This window comes from Micromonospora sp. NPDC004704 (genome assembly GCF_053601675.1).
On the sequence record NZ_JBSGCD010000008.1, the window covers coordinates 140385 to 165090 of the forward strand.

22 protein-coding genes are annotated in these 24706 nt (G+C 71.7%); 13 read left to right on the forward strand and 9 right to left on the reverse strand.

What is annotated here, in order from left to right; genetic code table 11:
- Positions 1-73: 73 nt before the first annotated feature.
- Complete coding sequence (rpmB, locus tag ACWEFB_RS13790; RefSeq protein WP_326560460.1) at positions 74-265, reverse strand: 50S ribosomal protein L28; 192 nt, start codon at positions 263-265, stop codon at positions 74-76.
- A 250-nt stretch (positions 266-515) separates the two neighbouring features.
- On the opposite strand from rpmB, the gene ACWEFB_RS13795 reads away from it, so the two are divergent.
- Together ACWEFB_RS13795 and recG are read left to right on the forward strand one after the other, a co-directional pair.
- The gene (locus tag ACWEFB_RS13795) at positions 516-2318 is read left to right on the forward strand and encodes a DAK2 domain-containing protein (protein WP_452285363.1); all 1803 of its coding nucleotides are present in this window, start codon (positions 516-518) and stop codon (positions 2316-2318) included.
- A gap of 17 nt (positions 2319-2335) precedes the next feature.
- Positions 2336-4558, forward strand: a complete 2223-nt coding sequence (gene recG / locus ACWEFB_RS13800) for an ATP-dependent DNA helicase RecG (RefSeq protein WP_452285365.1) — start codon at positions 2336-2338, stop codon at positions 4556-4558.
- Positions 4559-4643: 85 nt separating this feature from the next.
- Here the strand turns inward: recG and ACWEFB_RS13805 are convergent, their stop codons facing one another.
- From ACWEFB_RS13805 to ACWEFB_RS13815, 3 genes are all read right to left on the reverse strand, one after another.
- Entirely contained in the window at positions 4644-5825 is a 1182-nt protein-coding gene (locus ACWEFB_RS13805; protein ID WP_452285366.1) for a cell wall anchor protein, read from the reverse strand.
- 416 nt (positions 5826-6241) lie between these two features.
- A complete protein-coding gene (locus tag ACWEFB_RS13810) occupies positions 6242-7246 on the reverse strand; it encodes a cell wall anchor protein (protein ID WP_326560456.1) in 1005 nt (334 codons plus the stop codon).
- A 546-nt stretch (positions 7247-7792) separates the two neighbouring features.
- Entirely contained in the window at positions 7793-8788 is a 996-nt protein-coding gene (locus ACWEFB_RS13815; RefSeq protein WP_452285368.1) for a hypothetical protein, read from the reverse strand.
- 317 nt (positions 8789-9105) lie between these two features.
- Here ACWEFB_RS13815 and rsmD point away from each other — a divergent pair, with 317 nt between their 5' ends.
- From rsmD to mutM, 8 genes are all read left to right on the forward strand, one after another.
- Entirely contained in the window at positions 9106-9669 is a 564-nt protein-coding gene (gene rsmD / locus ACWEFB_RS13820; RefSeq protein ID WP_326560454.1) for a 16S rRNA (guanine(966)-N(2))-methyltransferase RsmD, read from the forward strand.
- On the forward strand, positions 9666-10154 hold the full coding sequence (coaD, locus tag ACWEFB_RS13825; protein ID WP_452285370.1) for a pantetheine-phosphate adenylyltransferase: 489 nt from the start codon (positions 9666-9668) through the stop codon (positions 10152-10154). The genes rsmD and coaD overlap by 4 nt, the downstream gene beginning before the upstream one ends.
- Before the next feature lie 193 nt (positions 10155-10347).
- Complete coding sequence (locus ACWEFB_RS13830; RefSeq protein ID WP_326560452.1) at positions 10348-10845, forward strand: SPFH domain-containing protein; 498 nt, start codon at positions 10348-10350, stop codon at positions 10843-10845.
- A 155-nt stretch (positions 10846-11000) separates the two neighbouring features.
- Positions 11001-11564 carry a YceD family protein gene (locus ACWEFB_RS13835; protein ID WP_326560451.1) on the forward strand — a complete coding sequence of 188 codons (564 nt, stop codon included), beginning with the start codon at positions 11001-11003 and terminating at the stop codon, positions 11562-11564.
- A 5-nt stretch (positions 11565-11569) separates the two neighbouring features.
- Positions 11570-11743 carry a 50S ribosomal protein L32 gene (gene rpmF / locus ACWEFB_RS13840; protein WP_030335284.1) on the forward strand — a complete coding sequence of 58 codons (174 nt, stop codon included), beginning with the start codon at positions 11570-11572 and terminating at the stop codon, positions 11741-11743.
- A gap of 115 nt (positions 11744-11858) precedes the next feature.
- On the forward strand, positions 11859-12905 hold the full coding sequence (locus ACWEFB_RS13845; protein WP_326560449.1) for a phosphate acyltransferase PlsX: 1047 nt from the start codon (positions 11859-11861) through the stop codon (positions 12903-12905).
- Positions 12902-13759 (forward strand): ribonuclease III, encoded by an 858-nt coding sequence (gene rnc, locus ACWEFB_RS13850; RefSeq protein WP_452285373.1) that lies wholly within the window; start codon positions 12902-12904, stop codon positions 13757-13759. Before ACWEFB_RS13845 ends, rnc begins: the two co-directional genes overlap by 4 nt.
- A gap of 106 nt (positions 13760-13865) precedes the next feature.
- A complete protein-coding gene (gene mutM, locus ACWEFB_RS13855) occupies positions 13866-14711 on the forward strand; it encodes a bifunctional DNA-formamidopyrimidine glycosylase/DNA-(apurinic or apyrimidinic site) lyase (RefSeq protein ID WP_452285375.1) in 846 nt (281 codons plus the stop codon).
- Between the two features lie 31 nt (positions 14712-14742).
- Here the strand turns inward: mutM and ACWEFB_RS13860 are convergent, their stop codons facing one another.
- Together ACWEFB_RS13860 and ACWEFB_RS13865 are read right to left on the reverse strand one after the other, a co-directional pair.
- Positions 14743-15576 carry an endo alpha-1,4 polygalactosaminidase gene (locus ACWEFB_RS13860; RefSeq protein WP_452285377.1) on the reverse strand — a complete coding sequence of 278 codons (834 nt, stop codon included), beginning with the start codon at positions 15574-15576 and terminating at the stop codon, positions 14743-14745.
- Positions 15577-15746: 170 nt separating this feature from the next.
- Positions 15747-16508 (reverse strand): CAP domain-containing protein, encoded by a 762-nt coding sequence (locus ACWEFB_RS13865; RefSeq protein ID WP_452285379.1) that lies wholly within the window; start codon positions 16506-16508, stop codon positions 15747-15749.
- A gap of 370 nt (positions 16509-16878) precedes the next feature.
- Between ACWEFB_RS13865 and ACWEFB_RS13870 the strand changes: the two genes are divergently transcribed.
- From ACWEFB_RS13870 to ACWEFB_RS13880, 3 genes are all read left to right on the forward strand, one after another.
- Positions 16879-17073, forward strand: a complete 195-nt coding sequence (locus ACWEFB_RS13870; protein WP_326560444.1) for a hypothetical protein — start codon at positions 16879-16881, stop codon at positions 17071-17073.
- Between the two features lie 383 nt (positions 17074-17456).
- Entirely contained in the window at positions 17457-21035 is a 3579-nt protein-coding gene (gene smc, locus ACWEFB_RS13875) for a chromosome segregation protein SMC (protein WP_452285381.1), read from the forward strand.
- Positions 21035-21655 (forward strand): HAD family hydrolase, encoded by a 621-nt coding sequence (locus ACWEFB_RS13880; protein WP_452285383.1) that lies wholly within the window; start codon positions 21035-21037, stop codon positions 21653-21655. Before smc ends, ACWEFB_RS13880 begins: the two co-directional genes overlap by 1 nt.
- A gap of 133 nt (positions 21656-21788) precedes the next feature.
- Here the strand turns inward: ACWEFB_RS13880 and ACWEFB_RS13885 are convergent, their stop codons facing one another.
- The 3 genes from ACWEFB_RS13885 to ACWEFB_RS13895 form a co-directional block, all read right to left on the reverse strand.
- Positions 21789-22319, reverse strand: coding sequence for a universal stress protein (locus ACWEFB_RS13885; RefSeq protein ID WP_452285385.1), 531 nt, complete (start codon positions 22317-22319; stop codon positions 21789-21791).
- Complete coding sequence (locus ACWEFB_RS13890; RefSeq protein WP_452285387.1) at positions 22316-23986, reverse strand: MDR family MFS transporter; 1671 nt, start codon at positions 23984-23986, stop codon at positions 22316-22318. Before ACWEFB_RS13890 ends, ACWEFB_RS13885 begins: the two co-directional genes overlap by 4 nt.
- A 158-nt stretch (positions 23987-24144) precedes the next feature.
- Positions 24145-24618, reverse strand: coding sequence for a MarR family winged helix-turn-helix transcriptional regulator (locus ACWEFB_RS13895; protein WP_452285389.1), 474 nt, complete (start codon positions 24616-24618; stop codon positions 24145-24147).
- Between the last annotated feature and the right edge of the window lie 88 nt (positions 24619-24706).

Here is a 24706-nt window from a genome sequence, read left to right on the forward strand (position 1 = left end):
GGGTCCTGGGGACCCGACGGCTGATGCTTGGGTGGTCCGGTGGTGTGCCGGACCGGGGGACGCGGCGAACGCGTCAGGCGCGGACGACCTTGCCGGCCTTGATGCAGGAGGTGCAGACCTGCATCTTGCGGGTGTTGCCGCCACCGGCCGGGGTGCGCACGGTCTGGATGTTCGGGTTCCAGCGGCGGTTGGTCCGCCGGTGCGAGTGGGAAACGTTGTGGCCGAAGCCCGGCCCCTTGCCACAGACGTCGCACACGCTAGCCACGGGATACTCCTGGGATTGATCGTTCATGAAGTTGCCGGCAGGGTGCTGTCCGAACAACCTCGTCAGGTTACCCGATGCCCTGCTCGGCCGGCGAATCGGCTCCGCCCGCCCGGCCAGGATGCCGTTCCGGACCCATCCGCGACGGCGTCGAGAAGGGCCGTTCCCACCCAAAAACGATAACAACGCCCGCCGACTCGGCGCCCGTCGCGGCGGCGGGCGGGCGTCGGGGGCCACCAGTAGGCTTCACGCCGTGCTGGAGACCCTCGACGCCGCCGCTGTCCGGCGGTGGTGCGCGGGCGGACTGGCGGCACTCAAACGGCACCAGGCGGAGATCGACGAGCTGAACGTCTACCCGGTGCCCGACGGCGACACCGGCACCAACCTGGTCCTCACCCTCACCTCGGCCCAGCAGGCGCTGGCGCTCGACCTGGACAATTCACCCGAGGCCGCGCCGACGAGCACCCAGCCCACTACGCCGGCCACCGCACCGATGGCCATCCAGCCCACCGAGCAGAGCACGGCACCCGTTCGGCAGGGTCCGCACGGCCGGGTGCTGCGGTTGATGGCGCGGGGCGCGCTGCTCGGTGCGAGGGGCAACTCCGGTGTGATCGTCTCGCAGATCCTGCGCGGCCTGGCGGACACGCTCGCCGCCTCGACCGCCGTACGCGGCCGGGACCTGGCCCGTGCGCTCGAGGCGGCCAGCGCGGCGGCGTACGCGGCGGTGGCGGTGCCGGTCGAGGGGACCGTACTGACGGTTGTCGCGGCGGCGGCGCAGGGGGCGGTCGCCGTCGACAGCGACGATCTGGGCGAGGTCGTACGGGCTGCGGCGGATGCCGCCGCGGACGCGCTGGCGCGTACACCCGAGCAGTTGCCGGTGCTGGCCCGCGCCGGAGTGGTCGACGCCGGCGGGCGCGGCCTCTGCGTGCTGCTCGACGCGCTGGTCGAGGTGATCACCGGTGTGGCCCCGCACCGACGTGCGCCCGCTCCGGCGCCGACGGTCCCGGCCCCGCCGGTCACCGCCGTCCGGGAGACCGGCGCCGAGACGTACGCCTACGAGGTGCAGTTCCTGCTCGACGCCGAGCCGGCCGAGGTGGAGCGGATGCGGGGCGTCCTCGCCGGGCTCGGCGACTCGCTGGTGGTGGTCGGCGACGAGGCGACCCCCGGCGCGGTGACCACCTGGAACGTCCACGTCCACGTCAACGATGTCGGCGCGACCGTGGAGGCGGGGGTCGCCGCCGGGCGGCCGTACCACATCACGGTCGTACGCTTCGCCGACCGGAGCGGGGACGAGGGCGTCGAGGAGGGTGGCGACCGGAGCACCGGCCGGGGCGGCGAGCACAGCGTCGGCCAGGGTGGCGATGTCGCGGCGGGGGTAACCGTCCCGCCGGAGCCGTCCCGCCCGCACGGCCGGGCGGCGGTGGTGGTCGCGCACGGGGCCGGGCTGGCCGAACTCCTCACCGCCGAGGGTGCCACCGTGGTCCGGGGCAACCCGTCGACCCTGGACCTGCTGACCGCGATCCGGTCCACCGGTGCCGCCAAGGTGGTGGTGCTGCCCAACGACCCGAACACCCAGGCGGTGGCCAACGTCGCCGCGAAGGAGGCGTACGGCCACGGGGTCAGGGTGAGCGTGGTGCCGACCCGTTCACCGGTGCAGGCACTGGCCGCGCTCGCCGTACGCGACCCGGGGCGCCGGTTCGAGGACGACGTCATCGCGATGGCCGAGGCGGCCGGGGCGTGCAGGTACGGCGAGGTCTGTTACGCCACCCGGGAGGCGCTGACGGTGGCGGGCCGTTGCCAGCCGGGTGACGTACTGGCACTGGTCGAGGGGGAGGTGCACCTGATCGGCAACGAGCTGGTGTCGACCTGCGCCGGGTTGCTCGACCGGATGCTGGGCGGTGGCGGCGAGCTGGTCACCCTCCTGCTCGGTGCCGACGCGCCGGCCGGACTCGCCGACTCCGTACGCGCACACGTATCGCGCCGCTGGCCGTTCGTGGAGGTGCACGATTATCCCGGCGGGCAGCCGTTCTACCCGCTGCTGGTGGGGATCGAATGACCGAGCGGAGAGCTGGCATGACCGAGCCGTTGACGCCCGACGCGCCGTTGAGGTTGACGCCCGACACGCCGCTCAAGACACCGCTCGGCGACAAGACGGCCAAGGCCCTCGCCAGTCACCTCGACCTGCACACCGTCGGTGACCTGCTCTACCACTTCCCCCGCCGGTACGACGAGCGCGGCGAGCACACCGACATCCGGTCGCTGGAGATCGGGGAGCAGGTGACCGTGCTCGGCCAGGTGCAGCGCACCACGGTCCGGCCGATGCGGCAGCGGCGCGGCAACCTGCTGGAGGTGATCGTCGGGGACTCCTCCGGCGGCACCCTCACCCTGACCTTCTTCGGCAACCAGGCCTGGCGGGAGCGGGAGCTGCGTCCCGGCCGGTGGGGGCTGTTCGCCGGAAAGGTCACCGACTTCCGGGGCAAGCGGCAGCTCAACGGCCCCGAGTACGTCCTGCTCGGCGAGGGCGTCGCCGACGGCGAGGTGGCGGCAGCCGAGGAGGTCGAGGAGTTCGCGGGTGCGCTGATCCCGGTCTACCCGGCCGCGGCGGCGGTGCCGACCTGGGTGATCGCCCGCTGCGTCCGGGTGGTCCTGGACACCGTGACCATGCCGGAGGATCCGTTGCCGGCGACCATGCGGGCCAGCCGGAACCTGATCGGGCTCGGCACCGCCCTGCGGGAGATCCACCGACCGGCGACCAAGGAGGACCTGTACCGGGCCCGGCACCGGCTCAAGTGGGACGAGGCGTTCGCCGTACAGCTGACGTTGGTGCAGCGCAAGCATCGCGCGGCGGCGTGGCCGGCGCGACCCCGGCCGGCCCGTGACGCCGGCCTGCTGGCCGCCTTCGACGCGCGCCTGCCGTACGAGCTGACCGAGGGGCAGCGGTCCGTCGGTGAGGAGATCGCCACCGACCTGGCGACCGCCCACCCGATGCACCGGTTGTTGCAGGGCGAGGTCGGCTCGGGCAAGACCGTGTGCGCGTTGCGGGCCATGCTCCAGGTGGTCGACGACGGGGGACAGGCCGCGCTGCTGGCCCCGACCGAGGTCCTCGCCGCCCAGCACTACCGGGGCATGCTCGACCTGCTCGGACCGCTCGGCCGCGCCGGTGAGCTGGACGGCGACCCGGACGGCACGCGGGTCGCCCTGGTCACCGGGTCGCTCGGTGCGGCGGCCCGGCGGGCCGCGCTGGAAGAGGTGGCCGCCGGCCGCGCCGGCATCGTCCTGGGCACGCACGCCCTGCTGTACGAGGGGGTCGACTTCGCCGATCTGGGGCTGGTGGTGGTCGACGAGCAGCACCGGTTCGGGGTCGAGCAGCGGGACGCGTTGCGGGCCAAGGCCGAGCAGCCGCCGCACGTGCTGGTGATGACCGCGACCCCGATCCCGCGCACGGTGGCGATGACCGTCTACGGCGACCTGGAGATCTCCACCCTGGCCCAGTTGCCGCGCGGGCGCTCACCGATCGCGTCGCACGTGGTGCCGGCGTCGGAGAAGCCGGCGTTCCTGGATCGGGCCTGGCGCCGGCTGCGCGAGGAGGTCAACGCCGGACACCAGGCGTACGTGGTCTGCCCGCGCATCGGTGACGGCCCGGCCTCGGCCGAGGAGGCACCGGCGGACGAGTCCGCGAAACGCCCACCGCTGGCGGTGACCGAGGTGGCGCCGTTGCTGGCCGAGGGCCCGCTGCACGGGCTGCGGATCGGGGTCCTGCACGGTCGGCTGCCGGCCGACGAGAAGGACAGCGTGATGCGCTCGTTCGCCGCCGGAGATCTGGACGTCCTGGTCGCCACGACCGTGGTCGAGGTGGGTGTGGACGTACCGAACGCCACCGTGATGGTGGTGCTCGACGCGGACCGGTTCGGCGTCTCCCAGTTGCACCAGCTCCGGGGCCGGGTGGGCCGGGGTTCGGCCGCCGGTCTCTGCCTGCTGGTCTCCGAGGCCCTGGAGGGTACGCCGGCCCGTGAGCGGCTGGACGCGGTCGCCTCGACCTCCGACGGTTTCCGGCTGGCGGAACTGGACCTGGAGCAGCGCCGCGAGGGTGACGTGCTCGGCGCCACCCAGTCCGGTCGCCGTTCGCACCTGCGGCTGCTCTCGCTGCTGCGGGACACCGACCTGATCCGGGACGCACGGGCCGAGGCGATCACCCTGGTGGACGAGGACCCGGAGCTGGCCGGTCATCCGGCGCTCGCCGCCTCGGTGGCCGCCCTGGTCGACGAGGAACGCGCGGAGTACCTGGAAAAGGGCTGACCCGTACAGAGACCCGCGGGCGCACCGACCGGATGGTCGGTACGCCCGCGAGTGTTGTTGCTTCAGTTCACCCGGATCCGCGGGATCAGACGGTGAAGGTCAGCCGGCGACGGCGGGCCACCACGAAGAGCGTGATGCCGGCGGCGAGCAGGACCAGGGCACCGGCGGCGATGCCACCGGCCGCGGCACCGGTGACCGGCAGACCGCCGCCACCGCCCCCGCAGTCCTCGGGCTTGTCCTCGTCCCAGGAGACCGGCGCGCCGGCCTCGTAACCCTCGACCGCACCGACCACGGTCAGCCCCGACGTCCCGGCGAAGGTGACGCTGCCGCTCTTGCCCGGCTCCACGGTCAGCGTCTTCTTCTCGCCGGTGTTCGGGGTGAAGGTCGCGTTGACGGTCTCGCCGTCGGCCGGGTTGGCGATGGTGAACGTCAGGTCGTCGCAGGTGGCCTCGTAGGTGCCGTCGATGCAGGTGGTGTTCGCCGGCGGGGCGGCGTCGAAGAGCGGCTTCTCCACCCCCTCGGCGGTCACCTTGACCCTGGTGGCCTTGTCGGCCGGGATCTCCACGGTCTCGGTCTTGCCGGGGGCGACGGTGACCGGCTTGCCGGCCGTACCGGTGCCGTCGGTGACCACGAAGACGGCCGGCGCGGTGGCGTCGTCGCCGTTGCTCAGGGCGACCAGGGCGGTGCCGTCGCAGTCCGTCTCGACATCGGCGGTGGGCTTGGCCACCTTCGGCTCGGCCGGCGGGGTGGTCGGCGGGGTGGTCGGGGGAGTGGTCGGCGGGGTGGTGGGGGGCGGGGTGGTCGGCGGGACGTCCTTCTTGCAGTCACCGCCGAGCGCGACGTCGTCCCGGTTCCACTTGAATTCTTCGGTGCCGTTGTCCCACTTGGCCATCACCTGGAGCGAGGCCCCGGTGCTGTTGCCGGGCACCCGGTGCTTCCCGGTGACCGAGCCGTGTGCGTCGTGCGGGTAGTTGTCGCCCTCGGTCTTGGCGATGCCGGGCACGTCGACCTTGGTGAACTGGTTTCCGACGTACTTCTTGGCGAGCACGTCGGTGAACTTGAACTTCTGCACCTCGGCCGGGGCGTCGCTGGTGACGGTCCAGGTGATTTCGTACTCGCCGGTGGCGGGGAGGCATTCGAACACGCCACTCACCGCACTGTGATGGGCACTGGCCGGTACGGCGACGGCGAGTGCCGCGGCGAGACCGAGGACGGTGGCTCCGAGTACGGCGAGCGGTCGCCGGGACGACAGCTTGGGACGGATCACGCGTGGCTCCTGAGGGATTGAAGCTTTCAGGGCACGGCGCAGAGGTGGCGGAAACGGTCGCTGTCCGGTTTGGACGCGGACCCGGTGGGGCGCCTCCCCGACGTCGTAGGCCGGTTCTCACGTACCGGCACAGCGCCAGACCTTAGCGATGTCAACGGCAAAGGAACAGCCTTGAGCCGCAGCTAATGATTCTGTTATCCACCCGAGATAGTCGACGTTGCATGAAGTTGGACAGGATTTTACATCCGGGCACGTGACCGGATTCCGTATCGGTCCGATTGCTCAGGGTGATAGTTGTCGATCATCTCATGTCTGGTCGGGGTGATTGTGTGACAGAAATGCCGAAGGCGCGTCGACCGCTTGGTCGACGCGCCTTCAGACTCTTCGTTCAGGTACGGGTGGAGCAGTCAGCCGGATCAGGCGGTGAAGCGGACCCGACGGCGACGGAACACGAGGAAGAGCACCACACCGATGGCCAGCAGAACGGCCGCGCCGCCGGCGATACCGCCCGCAGCCGCACCGGTCAGGGCCAGCTCGTCATCGCTGCCGCCACCGGCGCCACCGCAGTCGTTCGGCGCGGTCCATGCCACGGTCTCGTCGGTGACGCCCTCGGCGCTCGGCGTGACCTTCAGACCCGCGTACGCGTCGAAGGAAACCGAGGTGGTCTTGCCGGGCTCGGCCTTGAGCTCCTTGACCACACCCTTCTCCGAGGTCAGCGTCACGGTGAAGGCGATGCCGTCGGCCGGGTTCTCGATCAGGAAGGTGAGCTTGTCGCAGGTCTCCTGCAGCTCGAAGGTCGGCTCGCCCGGCTCCGGCACGACAACCGGCGGGGTCGGGGTCGGGCTGGCCGGCGGGGTGGTCGCCGGCGGAGTCGTTGCCGGCGGGGTCGACGGCGGGGTCGTGACCGGCGGCGTCGGGGTCGGGGTGGTCGCGGACGGGGTCGGCGTCGGCGGCTTGGTCGGGGTCGGCGTCGGGCTGGTCGGCGTGGTCGGGCAGTTGCCGATGTCGCGCGCCTTCTCGGTCTGCGTCTTGGTGACGTCCTCGCGCGGCTTGTCCCAGAACGCCTTGATCGTGAGGTGGCGGTCCTTGTTCGCCGGCACGATCTGCACACCGCTCAGCGCCGGCTTGTTGGAGCTCAGCTTGGGCAGCTTGGCGCCGACCACGATGTTGGTGATGGCCGTGCGCGAGGGGCTGGTGACGTTCTCCACCACCGCGTCCCAGTCCCGCTCGCTGTTGGCGACGGTCCACTTGACCTCGTACTTGCCCTTGTCGGTACCGCTGGTGATCTTGCATGCGGTACCCGAGATCACGGGGTGGTGGGCGCTCGCGGGGGCCGAAACCGTCAGGACGGCGGCGAGGCCGACGACGGCGGCCCCGAGGATGGCGAGCGGCCGCCGGAGCGACAGCTTCTGCTGAGTCACGCGTACTCCTGAGGGGGTAAATACGTCAGGGCACGACGAGGGGTGACGAGTTCGGCCACTGTCCGAATGAGACGCGGCCCGGGTTGACGCCTCCCCGACGTCGTACGCCGGGCAAATTCGCACCGGCACAGCGCCCGACCTTAGCGATGTCGGCGCGGCGGGGACACCCTTGAGCCGCTCTTAAACATTCTGTTATACATTCGAGATAATTGATGCACGCCCGGTTTCCCGGTTTTTCTCGTCCGGTTCCGATGTCACGGTGGTGGGCCAGCGGGTATCGCAGACGGTAGCCGGACCCGTGGTCGGGAGTAATCGGGGTGACCGTTCGGCTAAAGGACCGAACGTAAGGACCGGCGAGAATCGATCATTTGTCCGGGCCCACGGACCGTCCATTCCGGAGAATCGCGATCGCGGCGGCGGTGAATGCCGAGGGCGCGCCGACCGGATGGTCGACGCGCCCTCAGTCCGTTCGTACGGACCCGGTCTTCGATCACCCCGGACCGTTGCCGGTCCGGGCCGTTCTCAGGCCGGTTCGGTGGAGATCGCTCAGGCGGTGAAGGTCAGCCGACGACGGCGGGCCACCAGGAAGAGCGCCACACCGGCGGCCAGCAGCACCAGGGCTCCGGCGGCGATGCCACCGGCGGCGGCACCGGTCAGCGGCAGGTCGCCACCGCCCGCGCCCGAGTCACAGTCGGCCGGCTTCTCCCAGGCGACCGGGGTGGTGTCCAGGACGCCCTCGCCGCTCGGCGTGATGGTCAGGCCGGTCTCGGCCGGGAACGACACGCTGCCGGACTTGCCCGGCTCGACGGTGAGGGTCTTCGGCTCGCCCTTGTTCGGCGTGACGGTGATGTTGACCGTCTTGCCGTCGGCCGGGTTGGTGACCGCGTAGGTGAGGTCGTCGCAGGTGTGCTTGACCGCGGTCTCCGGCGTGACCACCGCCGGCGGGGTGATGCTCGGCACCGGGCTCGGGGTGGCCGAGCTGCTCGGGCTCACCGACGGGCTCGGCGAGGCCGAGGTCGAGGTGCTCGGGCTGGCCGACGGGGTGACCGGAACGGTCGGCGACGGGGTCGCCGAGGCGCTCGGCGACGGGCTGGGGGTGGTTGCGCACTTGACCGTGGGCTTGTTCACCCAGCTCGAAGCGGCCTCCTGCTTGATCTCCTGCTGCTGGCCCCGGTTGGTCCGGATCCACTTGGCGGTCACCGTGAGCTTGGTGCGGTTCTGGTTGGCCTTGAGCACCTGCTCGCCGGCCAGCTTCCCCTTGCCGCTGCGCGGCAGTTCGGCTCCGACCTTGATGCCGGTGAGGGTGGTGGTCGCCGGCTCGGTGCTGACCTTGGTCAGGTGGCCGACGATGTCGCTCTCGCTGTTGGCCACGGTCCAGTTGACTTTCCAGTCACCGGAGGGGAGGACACAGGGGGCCTGCGCCTCGACGATCGGGTGGTGCGCGCTCGCGGGCGCGGCGACGACGGTCGCGGCGGCGAGACCGATGAAGGCGGCCCCGACGACGGCGAGCGGACGCCGCAGCGACAGCTTGGGATGGATCACGCGTGACTCCTGGAGATGGAAGCGTCAGGGCACGGCGCTGGGGATGGCGGAGATGGCCGCCGCCGACTCGGGCGCGACCTGTGCCGACGCCTCCCCAACGTCGTACGCCGGCGAGAACGCAGCCGGCACAGCGCCCGACCTTACCGATTCCGGTGATATTGAGACAGTCTCGAGATCTTTCGCACCACGATGTTGTGGATTCGAGATATTTGATCAACTAGGCGTGTCCAAAAGATCTCTGTCGGTGGGTGGGTGGTGTCCGTCGGCCGGTCCCACCATCCGGCGTACCGTCGTTGCGTGCAGAGCGGGAGGTCGCGGTGACCCGGATCGTGGCGGGCAGCTTCGGTGGGAGGCGGATCGTCGCCCCGCCGGGTGCGTCCACCCGACCCACCTCCGACCGGGTACGCGAGGCGCTGTTCAGCGCGCTCGACACCCAGGTCGACCTGGACGGTGCCCGCTTCGCCGACCTGTACGCCGGCTCCGGCGCGGTCGGGTTGGAGGCGCTCTCCCGGGGTGCGGTGCACGTACTGCTGGTCGAGGCCGACCCGAGGGCGGCCCGGATCGCCCGGGACAACCTCGCCACCCTGCGGGCCACCCCGGCGGCGCGGCTGGTCACCGGGAAGGTCGCCCAGGTGCTCGCCGGTGGCCCGGACGGCGGCCCGTACGACGTGATTTTCGCGGATCCGCCGTACGCGGTGCCGAACGAGGAGATCACCCTGATGCTGACCGCACTGGTCGAGCACGGCTGGCTGGCCCCGGACGGGGTGGTCGTGGTCGAGCGGTCGACCCGTACCGGTCCCCTGGACGAGGTGCAGGGGATCACTGTCGAGCGCGGTCGGCGTTACGGAGAGACCACTCTTTGGTACGGTCGCGGATCATGAGACGTGCGGTCTGTCCCGGCTCGTTCGACCCGGTCACCAACGGCCACCTCGACATCATCGGGCGGGCCAGTCGACTCTTCGACGAGGTGATCGTCGGCGTGCTGATCAACCAGTCCAAGAGCGGGCTGTTCACCGTCGACGAGCGGATCGCGATGCTGCGCGAGGTGACCTCGTCGTACGACAACGTACGGGTGGCGTCCTTCCGGGGGCTGCTGGTCGACTTCTGCCGGGCCCAGCAGGCGTCCGTCCTGGTCAAGGGGATCCGGGCGGTGAGTGACTTCGACTACGAGCTGCAGATGGCGCAGATGAACATCGGGCTGGCCGGCGTCGAGACGCTCTTCATGCCGACCAACCCGCTCTACTCGTTCCTCTCCTCGAGCCTGGTCAAAGACGTCGCCAAGTGGGGCGGCGACGTCTCCCCGCACGTGCCCGACCTGGTACGCCGGGCGCTGCGGGAGCGGCTGAACACCACCGCCCCGGCCTAGCTACCGCCGTCGGAGGCGATCGATCCCCACCGACGGCCGAGCGTGTCTACCGCACCGGGCGCGGGTGTGCTCCGCGCCACGCCGGGCAGTTTGGTCCCCTCGTCCCCCGGGCACCGCATCATTGGTTGAGCAGCAACCCGGTTGGACGCCGCATCATGTAGGTCGGCAGACGAACGACAGGAGTGAGGTACCGGTGGACCCGCTCGACCGCATCGACGAACTCATCAACATCGTGGAGACGGCACGCTCCGTCCCGATGTCGCGCACCAACTGCATGGTCGACCGGGCGGACTTCATCGCGGCTCTCGACGAGCTGCGCGCCGACCTCCCGACCGACCTGCGCCGGGCAGCCGCCCTGCTCGACGAGCGGGACAACATCATGGATGCCGGTAAGCGCGAGGCGGACCGGATCATCAGCGAGGGTGAGGCGGAACACGCCCGCCTCGTCTCGGTGAACGAGATCACCGTCTCGGCCGAGCACGAGGGCGCCCGGATCATCGCCGAGGCGCGGGCCGAGTCGCAGCGGCTGCGCGCCGAGGTGGACGATTACGTGGACACGGCGCTGGCGAACTTCGAACAGTTCCTCACCCGCGCGCTCGCCTCGATCGAGCGGGGCCGGGACAAGATGCACGCTCTGCGTGAGATCGGCACTTTCGCCGGCGAGGAGAGCGAACGCCCGCTGCCGTTCTGATCGTCACCATCACCGACCGACGAACGGGCGGGGGGAACCGCCGGGCTACGGCGGGCCGATGAGCGTGGAGTGCGCTTCCCGGTGCCCCGGTTCGACGCCCGGGCCGCCGCCCAGGTAACCTGTTTCGTCGGCCTCCAACAGGCCGGAGTCTGATTATGCCCAAACACACGCCAAGCCAACTCGATCCCAGGTCGCCGCTGGTCCTCGACACGAGGGAACTGCCGCGTCGGCCTGGTGCGTTGCGTACGGTCACGCGGGTGGTAAAGGCGCCGGCGGACCTCGGCGTGGAGATGGTCGGCGTGCCGGAGGGCACGGACCTGAGTCTCGACCTGAGCCTCCAGTCGGTGTCCGAGGGCGTATACGTCTCCGGGACCGTCTCCGGGGCCGTGCAGGGCGAGTGTGGTCGCTGCCTGCGCCAGATCGACGACTCCGTGGTCGTCACGATCCAGGAGCTGTACGCGTACGCGAACAGCACCACGGACGAGACGACCGAGGAGGACGAGGTGGGCCGCATGCAGGGCGACCTGATCGACCTGGAGCCGGCGCTGCGGGACGCGGTGGTGCTCGCACTACCGACGAACCCGCTGTGCCGAGAGGACTGCCCGGGACTGTGCACCGATTGTGGGGTGCACTGGGACGATCTGCCGGCTGACCACAGCCACCAGCAGATCGACCCGCGCTGGGCGGGCCTGACGCAACTGACCCGTAAAGAGGAGTAGGAACCGTGGCCGTCCCGAAGCGCAAGATGTCGCGCAGCAACACCCGGTCCCGCCGGGCGAACTGGAAGGCCACGGTGGTCGCGACCGTGGCGTGCCCGCAGTGCAAGTCGCCGAAGCTGCCGCACGCCGCGTGCAGCGTCTGTGGCACCTACAACGGCCGCCAGGTCCTCGAGGTCTGACACCGGCATCCGAGTGACGCTCCCGACCCCGGGTCGGGTGGCGCCCACGCCCTGGCGACTGCCCGGTGCACCGGCTCCCGCCGGCGCCGGCCGCATTGTGACGGCCGGCGTTCCCGTGGAGCCGGGCACCGTGCGGATCGCCGTCGACCTCCTCGGCGGGGACGGAGCTCCCGCCGTCGTGGTTGACGGCGCTCTGCGGGCGTTCGGCGCCGACCCCGACCTGCACCTGCTGCTCGTCGGCCCGCCTGAGGCGGCCGACGAGCTGTTGGGCGTTCTGCACCCGGCCGACCGGGACCGGATCTCCGTCCGACCGGTCCGGCACGGGGTCGCGATGGGCGACGACCCGAGGCGGGTGAGCCGGGCCGACACCACCGTCCGGGCGGCGGTCGCCGCGGTGGTCGAGGGGACCGCCGACGCGGTTGTCTCCGCCGGTGCCACGGGCGCCACCGTCACCGCCGCCGTACTCGGGTTCGGCCGCTGGCCGGACGTACGGCGTCCGGCACTGGTGGCCACCCTGCCGGCCCTCGGCGGGCCGGTCGTCCTGCTCGACGTCGGTGGCTCACTCGAGGCCCGACCGGGCACCCTGGCCCGGCACGCGGTGCTCGGCGCCGCCTACGCCGCCGTGGTGCACGGGGTGGCCGAGCCCCGGATCGGGCTGCTCTCCGTCGGCACCGAGGCGGGCAAGGGGGACCGGGCCCGGCGGGCCGCCGACCCGGTGCTCGCCCTGGCCGCCCTGCCGCCGGGCGCGCACTACGTCGGCCTCGTCGAGGGGTACGACGTCGCCGTCGGCAACCGGGCCGACGTGGTCGTCACCGACGGATTCACCGGCAACATCCTGCTCAAGGGCATCGAGGGCGCGTACGCGATGGCCGGCGGGCCCCCGGCCAGCGGAGGGGCGCCCCGGGCCGCCGCCCTGCTCGGCGTGGCCGGTACGGTCGTCGTCTGCCATGGCGCGGCGCGCGACGACGATCTCGCCTCCGGGATCGCACTCGCCGCCCACCTGCACCGTCGCGGTGCGACCGCGGCGATCTCCGGGCTGCTCGCCGACCACACCCGGGACGGCCGTACCACCGAGCGGAGTACGGCGACCGGCCGTACCGGTCATGGCGCAGACGACCGGACCGAGGAGACTCCCATGACCGACACCGAGGTAACCGGATGACCAACGACAAGCGCCGTCGCGCACCGATCGGGTACCTGGAGGCGGCGTTCGGCGTCAGCCTCGACCCGGAGCTGCTGGAGCGGGCGCTGACCCACCGCTCGTTCGCGTACGAGAACGGTGGGCTCCCGACCAACGAGCGTCTGGAGTTCCTGGGCGACTCGGTGCTCGGTGTGGTCATCACCGCTGCGCTCTTCCACAACCACCCGGACCTGCCCGAGGGGCAGCTCGCCAAGCTGCGCGCCAGCGTGGTGAACATGCGGGCGCTGGCCGACGTGGCCCGTGGACTCGGTCCGGAGGGGCTCGGCCCGTACCTGCTGCTGGGCAAGGGCGAGGAGACGACCGGTGGCCGGGACAAGGCGAGCATTCTGGCCGACACCCTGGAGGCCCTGCTCGGCGCGATCTACCTCCAGTACGGGCTGGACACGGCCGGGATCGTGATCCACCGCCTGTTCGACCCGCTGATGGCGGAGTCGGCCGGTCGCGGGGCCGCCCTGGACTGGAAGACCAGCCTCCAGGAGCTGACCGCGGCGCTGGGCCTCGGCGTTCCGGAGTACCGGATCGACGACACCGGTCCGGACCACGCGAAGACGTTCACCGCGTGGGTGGTGGTCGCCGGCCGGCGGTACGGCGGCGCGGACGGCCGGAGCAAGAAGGAAGCCGAGCAGCGGGCCGCCGAGGCGGCCTGGCGGATCCTGTCCGAGCCGGCCGAACCCGACGAACCGGTGACCGAGGACCCGGCGGCCGACGGCGCACCCGTCGACGAACCGGCGGGGCCCGGAGCTGGCGTGCTGGACGCGCCCGAGGCGGAACCGGACACCGCCGGACAGGTCGACGGCACCGGCGACGCCCGCTGAGTACGCTCGATTCCCGCAGGCCGTGAGGAAGCATCCGGCATACCGGAGGCGTTGGTTCCGGTGTGCCCGAGCCGGTGCCCCCGGCGTATCCGAGTGAGGTGACGAAGTGCCTGAGCTGCCCGAGGTGGAGACGGTCCGGCAGGGCCTGGCGAAGTGGGTCACCGGTCGACGGATCGCCACCGTCGAGGTACGCCACCCGCGCGCCATCCGCCGGCACGTGGCCGGTGACGCGCACTTCGCGGCCGTGCTCGCGGGTAAGACCGTGGTCGACGCGTGCCGGCGGGGCAAGTACCTGTGGCTCCCGTTGGACAGCGGTGACGCGGTGATCGGGCATCTGGGCATGTCCGGGCAGTTGTTGCTGCAGCCGGCGCAGGCGCCGGACGAGACCCACCTGCGGATCCGGTTCGGTTTCGACGACGACGGTCCGGAGCTGCGCTTCGTCGACCAGCGCACCTTCGGCGGCCTGTCGGTCTCCGAGGGCGGCGCGAGCCTCCCGGCCGAGATCGCGCACATCGCCCGGGACCCGATCGACCCGTCCTTCTCCGACGAGGGGTTCGTGACCGCGCTGCGCCGCAAGCGCACCGAGATCAAGCGGGCCCTGCTGGACCAGACGTTGATCTCCGGGGTCGGCAACATCTACGCCGACGAGGCGCTCTGGCGGGCCAAGCTGCACGGCGCCCGCCCGGCGGACGCGCTCACCGCACCGGCCGCGCGCCGGCTGCTCGGGCACATCCGGGACGTCCTCGGCGAGGCCCTGACGGCCGGCGGGACCAGCTTCGACGCCCTGTACGTGAACGTGAACGGGGAGAGCGGCTACTTCGACCGGTCGCTGAACGCGTACGGCCGGGAGGGGTTGCCCTGTCACCGGTGCGGGGCGGCGATCCGGCGGGAGTCGTTCATGAACCGCTCGTCGTACAGCTGCCCCCGCTGCCAGCCCCGCCCCCGGGGCTAGGCACGGGTCGGTCGGCGCTGGGCAGGGCCGGTCAGCGGGCGACGGGGACGGCGGGGCAGAGTTCCCGCCAGGCGGTGAGGTCGCGTTCCTTGCGGATGGTGGCGAACCCGTAGCCCTGGGCGGCGGTGCAGAAGTCGTCGGCCAGGGATTCGTACTCGACCTGGAAGACCGGTTTGCGGGTCTCGACGAACGGCAGCAACTGGTCGCACTCGGCCCGGCGGAAGCACTCCTCGTTGACCGCGAAGTCGAAGTACGGCTCCAGCGCCACCACCTGTTCGAGGTCGTTCGTCAGCCCCGGTGACAGTTTCGTGGAGCGGGCCAGCGCGGCCAGCCGGCGGTTGAACACGAGCTGGTCGTCGAAGGTGAGCGGGAAACCGGAATTCCGGGCGTAGCCGTCCATGTTCGCCGGCATGACCGCGGTGAAGCCCTTGCCGTAGCACAACCGGAACCGGTCGGCGATCACCGGTTCGAGGGCCGACCACTGCCGGATGTCGAGCCAGCGCTCGTCCGCGCCGTCGACGGGTGCGCCGATCAGGTTCTCCGGGAACCGGTCCGCGTCCGGCCGCTCGCGCTCGTACGTCCCGACGTTCACGTGGCAGACCGCCCGCCGGTCGCGTTCGCGCAGCCGGCGTACGTCCTCGACCGGGGTACGGAAGGCGTCGAGCACGAACACCTCGGCGTCGACGTTCGGGTCGAACTCACCACGTAACTGCCACTGCCAGGTGGGGGTGGGGCCGAGCGGCCACGGCGGGATCGGCACCGGCCGGGCCCACTGCGGTACGCACCCGGCCAGCGCCGGCACCAGCAGAACGAGGACCACCAGCAGGAGTGCGCAGCGGGGCGAGCGGCCCCCGGTGACCGGCACCGGCGGTGGTTGGGCGGCGAGGTGTCCGGTTCCGGCCCGTTGTCGCGGTCGGAACCTGAGTCCGGGTGCCCGCCCGGGCACGGATCAGTGGGCCGCGGTTGTCAAGAGCAGCACACCCCCTCGTTGTGCCCAACGACCCAACCCCCGGTACGGCACGGGTGACGTCCCGGTCACGCCACCGTGCCGAACATCTGGGTCCAGTAGAGGCGGCCGGCGGAGTTGGCCGCGATGCCGACCCCGATCGCCTTCGCGTCGCAGTTGAGGATGTTGGTCCGGTGGCCCTGGCTGTTCATCCAGCCGTCCATCACGGCGGTCGGGGAGGCGTACCCCATGGCGACGTTCTCGCTCATCGGGTTGTTGTACCCGGCCTCCTTGGCCCGGTCGACGAACGAGCTGCCGTCGCTGCCGTCGTGCGACATCTTGTCGTGGGCGGCCTGGTCCTCGCTGTGCAGTCGGGCCGCCTCGGCCAGCTTGTTGTTCATGGAGACGGAGGAGCAGCCGTTCGCCGCCCGCTCCCGGTTGACGATCTCGACCACCTGCGCCTCCCTGCTGTCCGCGCCCCCGCTGGTCGTCTTCGGCGCCCTGCTCGGCGTACGGGACGGGGTGGGGCGGGCCGGTGGCGGGGTGGTCCGTCGGGCGCTCGGGGAGGGGCTGGCGGTGGTCGGGGTGGGTGCCGCACCGAGGATGGCGACGCCGACGGCCTCGGTGACCGGTTCGCCGGTCGGGGCCGCGTCGGGTGCGCTGGCGAGGCCGATCGGCATCACCGCCGCGCCGACCCCGAACATGACCAGCAGCAGGGTGACCGCGGTGGCCACGCCGACCGGGCCGGGCAGCCGGCGCGGGTCGCGGTGCCGGCCGGTGAAGTTCTCCGGTGCCGAGTGCCGCTGCGCCCTGCCGCCGCCGTGGGCTCTCCGTTCGGTTCGCCCCTGCACGCGTACGCCTCCGGCTCGGTTCTGGGGGTGGGCCGGTGCGGACGCTACGCGGGGCGGGTCGGCCGGGCAACGTGGCTAAGGAAGATCTAAGACAGCGGGTGGTGGCCGGATGACCAGGTGGAGTTAAACTTCAAAGGTCCGAACAGTGATCTTTGTTCGTGCCTCGCGGCGACCCTCGGCAAGCAAACCGGTTGACATGAGAGTGATCTGCGCCCCGTCCAACTTGACGAGACAGGGGACATCGGCACACTATATAGGTGTCGCCAGTCGCGCCCAGGCATGCCCGCGTGTTCCTGCGGGTAGGTAGTCGCGAACGAGTTGGGCGCGCGTTGGCCGGCCTTTCCGGCAGCGCATTACAAGGAGACGCAATATGGCGAAGGCCCTCTACGGCCACGTTGGTGCGGCGCCCGACCGGCGCCTGCTCGACGAGGTCACCCGACTGCGTTCCAGGGTTCAGGCACTCGAGTTCGAGATCACCCGGTTGCGTGCCGACAATGATCGGCTCGAAGCGGCGGTGTCCGAGGCAGACGACCTGCTGCGGCTCGCCGAACCGGCACTGACCTGAGCGTGCGGACGCCGGGGACCGGCGTCCACCGCCTGTACGGCTGAAACGCACCAGCACCGACCGCGCGCCGACACATTTGTGGCGGCGCGCATCTTTTTGTCCGGAAAGAGTCGTGCACGTCACCGGGCGAAAATCACCGTCCGTGACGGCGTACTCCGGTGATGGTCCACCCGGAGGGCCGCTGCCAGGCATCCGACGCGCTCGGGAGCGTGTGCCGCGTCGGCCGGCACACCGGTTCGGGTTACGCTGCGGGTTGACCAGGTCCCCGCAGCCGGGAGCGGCCGGCCGGCCCCGACGACCGCGGTGGTGACGAGTCCCGGTGGCCGGATGCTCGGTACGGCTGCCCGACAGACCGGCGCTCACGTCGGACGAGGATCGGCAACGTGTATCTGAAGAGCCTGACGGTGAAGGGTTTCAAGTCCTTCGCCTCCGCGACGACGCTCCGGCTGGAACCGGGCATCACCTGTGTGGTGGGCCCGAACGGCTCCGGCAAGTCGAACGTCGTCGACGCCATCGCCTGGGTGCTCGGCGAGCACAGCGCCAAGGCGCTGCGGGGCGGCAAGATGGAGGACGTCATCTTCGCCGGCACCGCCGGTCGGGCACCACTGGGCCGGGCCGAGGTGACACTCACCATCGACAATACCGACGGTGCCCTGCCGATCGACTACACCGAGGTGTCGATCACCCGTCGGATGTTCCGCTCCGGCGAGAGCGAGTACGAGATCAACGGCAACTCCTGCCGGTTGCTCGACATCCAGGAACTTCTCTCCGACTCCGGCATCGGGCGAGAGATGCACGTCATCGTCGGACAGGGCCAGCTCGACGCCGTACTGCACGCCAAGCCGGAGGACCGGCGCGCGTTCATCGAGGAGGCGGCCGGCGTACTGAAGCATCGCAAGCGCAAGGAAAAGGCGCTGCGCAAGCTGGACGCGATGCAGACCAACCTCAACCGGCTCAACGACCTGACCGCCGAGTTGCGCCGCCAGCTCAAGCCCCTGGGCAGGCAGGCCGAGGTGGCCCGCCGGGCCGCCGCGATCCAGTCCAACCTGCGTGACGCCCGGCTGCGGCTGCTCGCCGACGACCTCGCCACCCTGCGTACGACCCTGGACAAGGAGATCGCCGACGAGGCGGCCCTGCGGGACCGGCGGGAGCAGGTCGAGGCGGAGCACACGGAGGTCCAGCGGCGCCTCGGTGAGCTGGAGGAGGCGCTCGCCGAAGACGCGCCGCTGCTCACCCGGGCCCAGGAGACCTGGTACAAGCTCTCCGCGTTGCAGGAGCGGTTCCGTTCCACCGAACAGCTCGCCCGGGAACGGCTCCGGCACCTGAGCGCCACCCCGGACGACGAACGACCCGGCCGGGACCCGGACCAGCTCGCCGCCGAGGCGGAGACGGTCCGGGAGCACGAGGCGGAACTGCGGGCCGCCCTCACCGACGACCAGATCCGCCTGGCCGAGGCGGTGGAGAACCGCCAGCAGCTCGAACGGCAGCTCGCCGAGGCGGAACGGGCGCTGGTCACCGCCGCCAAGGCGATCGCCGACCGGCGGGAGGGGCTGGCCCGGCTCACCGGGCAGGTCAACTCGGCGCGGGCGCGTACCGGTACCGCGGCAGAGGAGATCGCCCGGTTGGCCGCCGCGCACACCGACGCCCAGGGGCGGGCGGAACGGGCGCAGGCCGAGGTGGACGCGGTGGCCGCCCAGTCGACCGCGGCCGAGCGGGACAACGTCGACCTCGACGCCCGGCACGCCGAGGCGCAGGCCGCGCACGAGGCCGCGAACGCGACCGTACGGGCGCTGTCGGATGCCGAGCGCCGGGCGGAGAAGGACGCGGCGACCTGGAAGGCGCGCGAGGAGGCGCTGGCCATGGGGCTGCGCCGCAAGGACGGTGCCGGGGCGCTGCTGGCCCGCGCCGACCAGGTGCCGGGGCTGCTCGGCGGGCTGGCCGGGATGCTGACCGTCGCGCCGGGAAACGAGGCCGCGCTGGCCGCCGCGCTCGGTGCGCTCGCCGACGCGGTCGCGGTCAGCGGGGTGGACGAGGCCGCCGAGGCGATGCGGCTGCTCAAGATCCAGGACGCCGGGCGGGCCAGTCTGCTGGTCGGCGGTGCCGCCGGACCCGGCATGATCGGCTCACTGGACGCGCTCCGCCCCGCCCTGCCCGACGGTGCCCGCTGGGCGCCCGACCTGGTCGACGCCCCGGAGGAGATCCGCCCGGCGGTGCACCGGGCGCTGCGTGACGTCGTACTCGTCGACGACCTTGAAGCCGCGACCCGGCTGGTCGGCGCGAACTCGGAGCTGCGCGCGGTCACCCCGGACGGGGACGTGGTCGGCGCCTACGCCGCGGCCGGGGGCTCGGCCAAGGCACCGAGTTTCATCGAGGTCCAGGCCGCCGTCGAGGAGGCCCGGACCAACCGGCTCACCGCCGAGGCGACCATCGCCGAACTCACCGGCCAGCTCGCCGACGCCCGAGCCGAGGTGGCCGAACGCAAGGACGCCGTCACCGCCGCCGCGGCCGTCAAACGGGAGGCCGAGGGCCAGCGCAACGCCGCCGCCCGCCGGCTCGCCGAACTCGGCGCCGCCGCCCGCTCCGCCAAGGCCGAAACCGACCGGCTGGGTCAGTCCCGGGCCAAGGCCGAAGAGGCCCGCGACCAGGACCTCGCCGGACTCGCCGAGTTGGAGGAGCGGCTGCGGCTGGCCGAGGTCACCCCGATCGACGCCGAACCGTCCACCGAGGAACGCGACGAACTCGCCCGCTACCTGCCGCCGGCCCGGCAGAACGAGATGGAGGTCCGGCTCGCCGTCCGTACCGCCGAGGAACGGGTCGCCGCCATCGCCGGCCGGGCCGACTCCCTGGTCCGGCAGGCGAACGCCGAACGGGCCGCCCGCGAGCGGGCCGCCGCCCGCCGGGCCGCGCGTACCCGTGGGGCCGGGATCGCCCGCGCGGTCGAGTACGGCGCCCGCGAGGCGCTCACGCGGGTGGTGGCCTCCCTCACCGCCGCCGAGCGGACCCGCGACGAGGTCGCCCGCGCCCGCGCCTCCCGCGAGGCCGAACTACAGGAGGTACGCGGCGCCGCCAAGCGGCTCGGCGCCGACCTCGAGCGGCTGACCAGCGCGGTGCACCGGGACGAGGTGGCCCGAGCCGAACAGCGGATGCGGATCGAGCAGCTCGAGATCAAGGCCGCCGAGGACTTCGCCCTCGACGTGGAGACGCTGATCAGCGAGTACGGACCGCAGCAGCTCGTCCCGCCCACCCCGGCGGACGTCGCCATGGCCGAGCGGGACGGTACGCCGGTGCCCGAGCCGGTGCCGTTCGAGCGCCCGGTGCAGGAGAAGCGGGCCGCCAAGGCCGAACGGGAACTGGCCCTGCTGGGCAAGGTCAACCCGCTCGCCCTGGAGGAGTTCGCCGCCCTCGAAGAGCGGTTCAAGTTCCTCTCCGAGCAGCTCGAAGACCTCAAGGCCACCCGCCGTGACCTGCTCACCGTGGTGAAGGACGTGGACGACCGGATCCTCGAGGTCTTCGCCAGCGCGTTCGCCGACACCGCCCGCGAGTTCGAGCAGGTCTTCACCGTCCTCTTCCCCGGCGGCGAGGGACGGCTGATCCTCACCGAGCCGGACGACCTGCTCACCACCGGCGTCGAGGTCGAGGCCCGCCCGCCCGGCAAGAAGATCAAGCGGTTGTCGCTGCTCTCCGGCGGGGAGCGGTCGCTGACCGCCGTCGCCATGCTGGTGGCGATCTTCCGCGCCCGGCCCAGCCCGTTCTACATCATGGACGAGGTGGAGGCGGCGCTCGACGACGTCAACCTCGGTCGCCTGATCACCCTGATGGCGCAGCTCAGGGAGAAGAGCCAGCTCATTATCATCACCCACCAGAAGCGCACCATGGAAGTGGCCGACGCGCTGTACGGCGTCACCATGCGCAACGGGGTCACCGAGGTGATCAGCCAGCGGCTCAGCAGGGAAGAGGACTGATGGCTCGGGAAAAGGCGACGGCGCTGCTGGTCGACCTCGACGGGGTACTGCGACGGTGGGATCCGGCGGTCAACGAGGCGGTGGAGCGGGAGTTCGGCCTCCCGGCCGGGGCGCTGCTCGACACCGCGATGCGCTGGTCGCTGCTCCAGCCGGCGGTCACCGGCCAGGTCAGTCACCTGGACTGGATGAACGGCGTCGCGGACGCGCTGGCCGAACCGGCCGGTGGCCGGGAACGGGCGCTCGCCGCCGTCGACCAGTGGCAGGCGTACCGGGGCGAGGTCGACCAGGAGGTCCTCGCCTTCGTCCGGGAGGTGCGCGCGGGCGGCGTACGGGTTGGACTGGCCACCAACGCCACCGACCGGCTCGACGCGGATCTGGCCGAGCTGAACCTGGTGGACGAGGTGGACCTGGTCCTCAACTCGTCCGTACTCGGGGTGCACAAGCCGGCTCCCGAGTACTTCCGTACCGCCTGCGAGGCGCTCGCCACCCCGCCCCGCCGGGTCCTGTTCGTGGACGACGACGACCGCTCCGTACGCGGAGCCCGCGCCGCCGGCCTGCCGGCCCACCGCTGGACCAGCCCCGCCGACCTCCCCTACCTCCGCGCCGCCCTCACCCCCTGACCCCCGCCCCGCGCCGCTGCGCGTCGCGCGGAGGCCTCTTGTAGTGAATGAGTGGCAATCCGGGCCGGAATTACCACTCTTTCTCTACAAGAGGCGCCAGGCGGGGCGCGGGGAGGGGGAGAGGGCGCGGGGACTACGGGACGACGGTTACGGGCCAGTGGCCGGATTTGACCAGGCGGGTGGCGATCGAGCCGACCAGGCGGTGACCGGCCTGGGTGGAGGCACCGACCACGACCATGTCGGCCCGCATCTCGTCGGCGACCGTACGCAGTTCGGCATACGGGTCACCGCGGCGCCCGAGGAAGGTCAGCGGTACGCCCAGTTCCTCGGCGGCGCTGCCGACCTCGTGACGCAGCTCGGCGCCCAGCTCGTCCAGGGCGTCCTGCACCTGGCTGCCGATCCCCGGTGTCAGTCCGGCGAGTACGGACGGGGCGGCCACGAAGACCACCACCAGTTCGCTGTTCTGCCGGCGGGCCAGGCCGGCGGCGTACGCGACCGCCCGCATCGAGGTGACCGAACCGTCGACCCCGGCGAGTACCACCTTCGGGCCGTCCGTACCGCGTTCGAACGGCGACGGGGTGGTGGCCGGGCCGTACCGTACCCGGTCGGGCTGCTCGGTCCGGGGCGGGTCGTACGCCGGCTGGTCGGCGGGTTCGACGGTCATCGGACCGCTCCCGGCGCGGCGGTGGCCGTCCCCGGACGGAGCTGGCCGGACTCGTGGGTTGCCGGCCGGTGCTGGCCGCCGGATCCGGGTGTTCCCGTGCCGGACGGATCGGTGCCGCTCTGCTGACGCAACGGGACCTCCTTGATGAAGATGACCGCGATCAGGGTGATCAGCGCGAAGGGTGCCGCGGTCAGGAAGATATCGCCTGCTCCGTGACCGTACGCGATCTCCACGACGGCACGGATCGGGCCGGGCAGGGTGGCCACGTTCGGGATGGCGCCGCCGCTGTCGGGTGCGGCCACCCCGAGGGAGCCGAACCCGTCGGCGAGGTAGCCGGCGACCCGGTGTCCGAGTAGCGCACCGAGCGCGGAGACCCCGACCGCGCCGCCCAGGCTGCGGGAGAACGCGACCAGGGAGCTGGCGGCGCCGAGTTCGCGGACCGCGACCGTGTTCTGGACGGCGAGTACCAGGTTCTGCATGGTCATGCCGAGTCCGATACCCAGCACGGCCATGTAAACGCTCATCAGCGGGAAGCTGGTTTCGGCCCGGATCGTGCCCATCAGGGCGAAACCGACGGTGAGCAGGACCGCGCCGCCGACCAGGTAACGCTTCCACCGCCCGGTACGGGTGATCAGGCGCCCGGTGAGGGTCGAGGCGACGAGCAGTCCGAGGATCATCGGCAGGGTCATCAACCCGGCCCGGGTGGGGCTCTGTCCCCGGCTGATCTGGAAGTACTGGCCGAGGAAGACCGAGGCGCCGTACATGGCCACGCCGACGGCGACGCTGGCGAGGGTGGCCAGGGCGACGGTCCGGGAGCGGAACAGGTGCAGCGGGATGATCGGCTCGGCGGCCCGGGACTCGACCCGCAGGGCGAGGGCGCCGAGTCCGACCGCGCCGAGCACCATCACCGGGGTCTGCCAGGCCAGCCAGGCGAAGTTGTTGCCGGCGAGCGAGACCCAGATCAGCAGCAGCGACACCGACGCGGAGATGAGGGTGGCGCCGAGGTAATCGATCTTGGCCTTGCGGGTGACCACCGGGAGGTTCAGCGTCTTCTGCAGCACCACGATCGCGGCCACCGCGAACGGCACCCCGACGTAGAAGCACCAGCGCCAGCCGAGCCACGAGGTGTCGACGATGACGCCGCCGATCAGCGGTCCGCCGATGGTGCCGAGGGCGAACACCGCGCCGAGGTAGCCGCTGTACCGGCCGCGCTGCCGGGGGGCGATCATCGCGGCCATGATGATCTGGGCGAGCGCGGTGAGGCCCCCGGCGCCGACGCCCTGCACGACCCGGCAGGCGATCAGTTCGCCGGTGTTCTGGGCCAGACCGGCCAGCACCGAGCCGAGGACGTAGATCACCAGGGCGAGCTGGACCAGCAGCTTCTTGCTGGTGAGGTCGGCGAGCTTGCCCCAGATCGGCGTGGTCGCGGTGAGCGCCAGCAGCGTCGCGGTGACCACCCAGGTGTACGACGACTCGGTGCCGTGCAGCTCGGAGATGATCCGGGGGAGGGCGTTCGAGACCACGGTCGAGGACAGGATCGCCACGAACATGCCGAGCAGCAGTCCGGAGAGGGCTTCGAGGATCTGCCGGTGGGTCATCGGGGTTCCGGGAGCCGCGTCCGTGCTCGGATCGGATGCCGGGACCGCCGGCTCGGTTGCCTGGGTCATGGAGTGGTTCCTTCGGCGGATAGCTCTCCCCGGCGGGTTCCGCCGCCGCCCGCCGGTTGGTTGCCGTACCCCACGCTAGGCAGAACTAGTTGCCCCAGGCAACTAAGGCCGGGGAAGTGTGATCGGTCAGTCCGGCAGCGGGGGTGGGCCGGGACGGCTCAGCGGGACTCGGCGTTGTACCGGGACAGCAACCGGGCGAACTCGACCTGGTCGGCGGTGGGCCAACCGGCCAGGGCCCGGTGCAACTGCTCCTGCCGGGCACGGCGGGCGTCGGCGAACCGGCGCTGCCCCTCCTCGGTCAGGTCGAGCAGGGCGGCGCGCCCGTCCACCGGGTCGGGTTGCCGCCGTACCAGGCCCAGTTCCGCCAGGGCGGCGATCTGCCGGCTGAGCGTGCCCTTGCCGATGCCCAGTTCCGCCGCCAGGTCGGTGAGCCGGGTCGGACCGGACCGGAACAGCAGGAGCAGCAGCCCGTACGCGTTCGGCTCCAGGTGCGGGTGCACCTCCCGGGCGACCTCCCAGGAGACCGCCCGGGCCCGGCGCAACAGCACGGTCAGCTCGTGCTCGACCGCACGCAGCGGTTCCGGCTCGGCCGTGTCCCGGCTGCCGTCCCCGTCGCCCCGCTCGCCCGCCACCGATCTCCCTCCCCCGGAGGATCACCCCGTCCGCCGGCCACGGATCTCCACCGGATCGCGGACCGGGGCGGGCACGCCGCCCGCCCAC

Bases quoted from the DNA above. Each gene is read 5' to 3' on its own strand.
- recG (WP_452285365.1), top strand. From the start codon at position 2,336: ATGACCGAGCCGTTGACGCCCGACGCGCCGTTGAGGTTGACGCCCGAC.
- coaD (WP_452285370.1), top strand. From the start codon at position 9,666: ATGAGACGTGCGGTCTGTCCCGGCTCGTTCGACCCGGTCACCAACGGC.
- ACWEFB_RS13835 (WP_326560451.1), top strand. From the start codon at position 11,001: ATGCCCAAACACACGCCAAGCCAACTCGATCCCAGGTCGCCGCTGGTC.
- rnc (WP_452285373.1), top strand. From the start codon at position 12,902: ATGACCAACGACAAGCGCCGTCGCGCACCGATCGGGTACCTGGAGGCG.
- ACWEFB_RS13870 (WP_326560444.1), top strand. From the start codon at position 16,879: ATGGCGAAGGCCCTCTACGGCCACGTTGGTGCGGCGCCCGACCGGCGC.
- ACWEFB_RS13880 (WP_452285383.1), top strand. From the start codon at position 21,035: ATGGCTCGGGAAAAGGCGACGGCGCTGCTGGTCGACCTCGACGGGGTA.
- ACWEFB_RS13885 (WP_452285385.1), bottom strand. From the start codon at position 22,319: ATGACCGTCGAACCCGCCGACCAGCCGGCGTACGACCCGCCCCGGACC.
- ACWEFB_RS13890 (WP_452285387.1), bottom strand. From the start codon at position 23,986: ATGACCCAGGCAACCGAGCCGGCGGTCCCGGCATCCGATCCGAGCACG.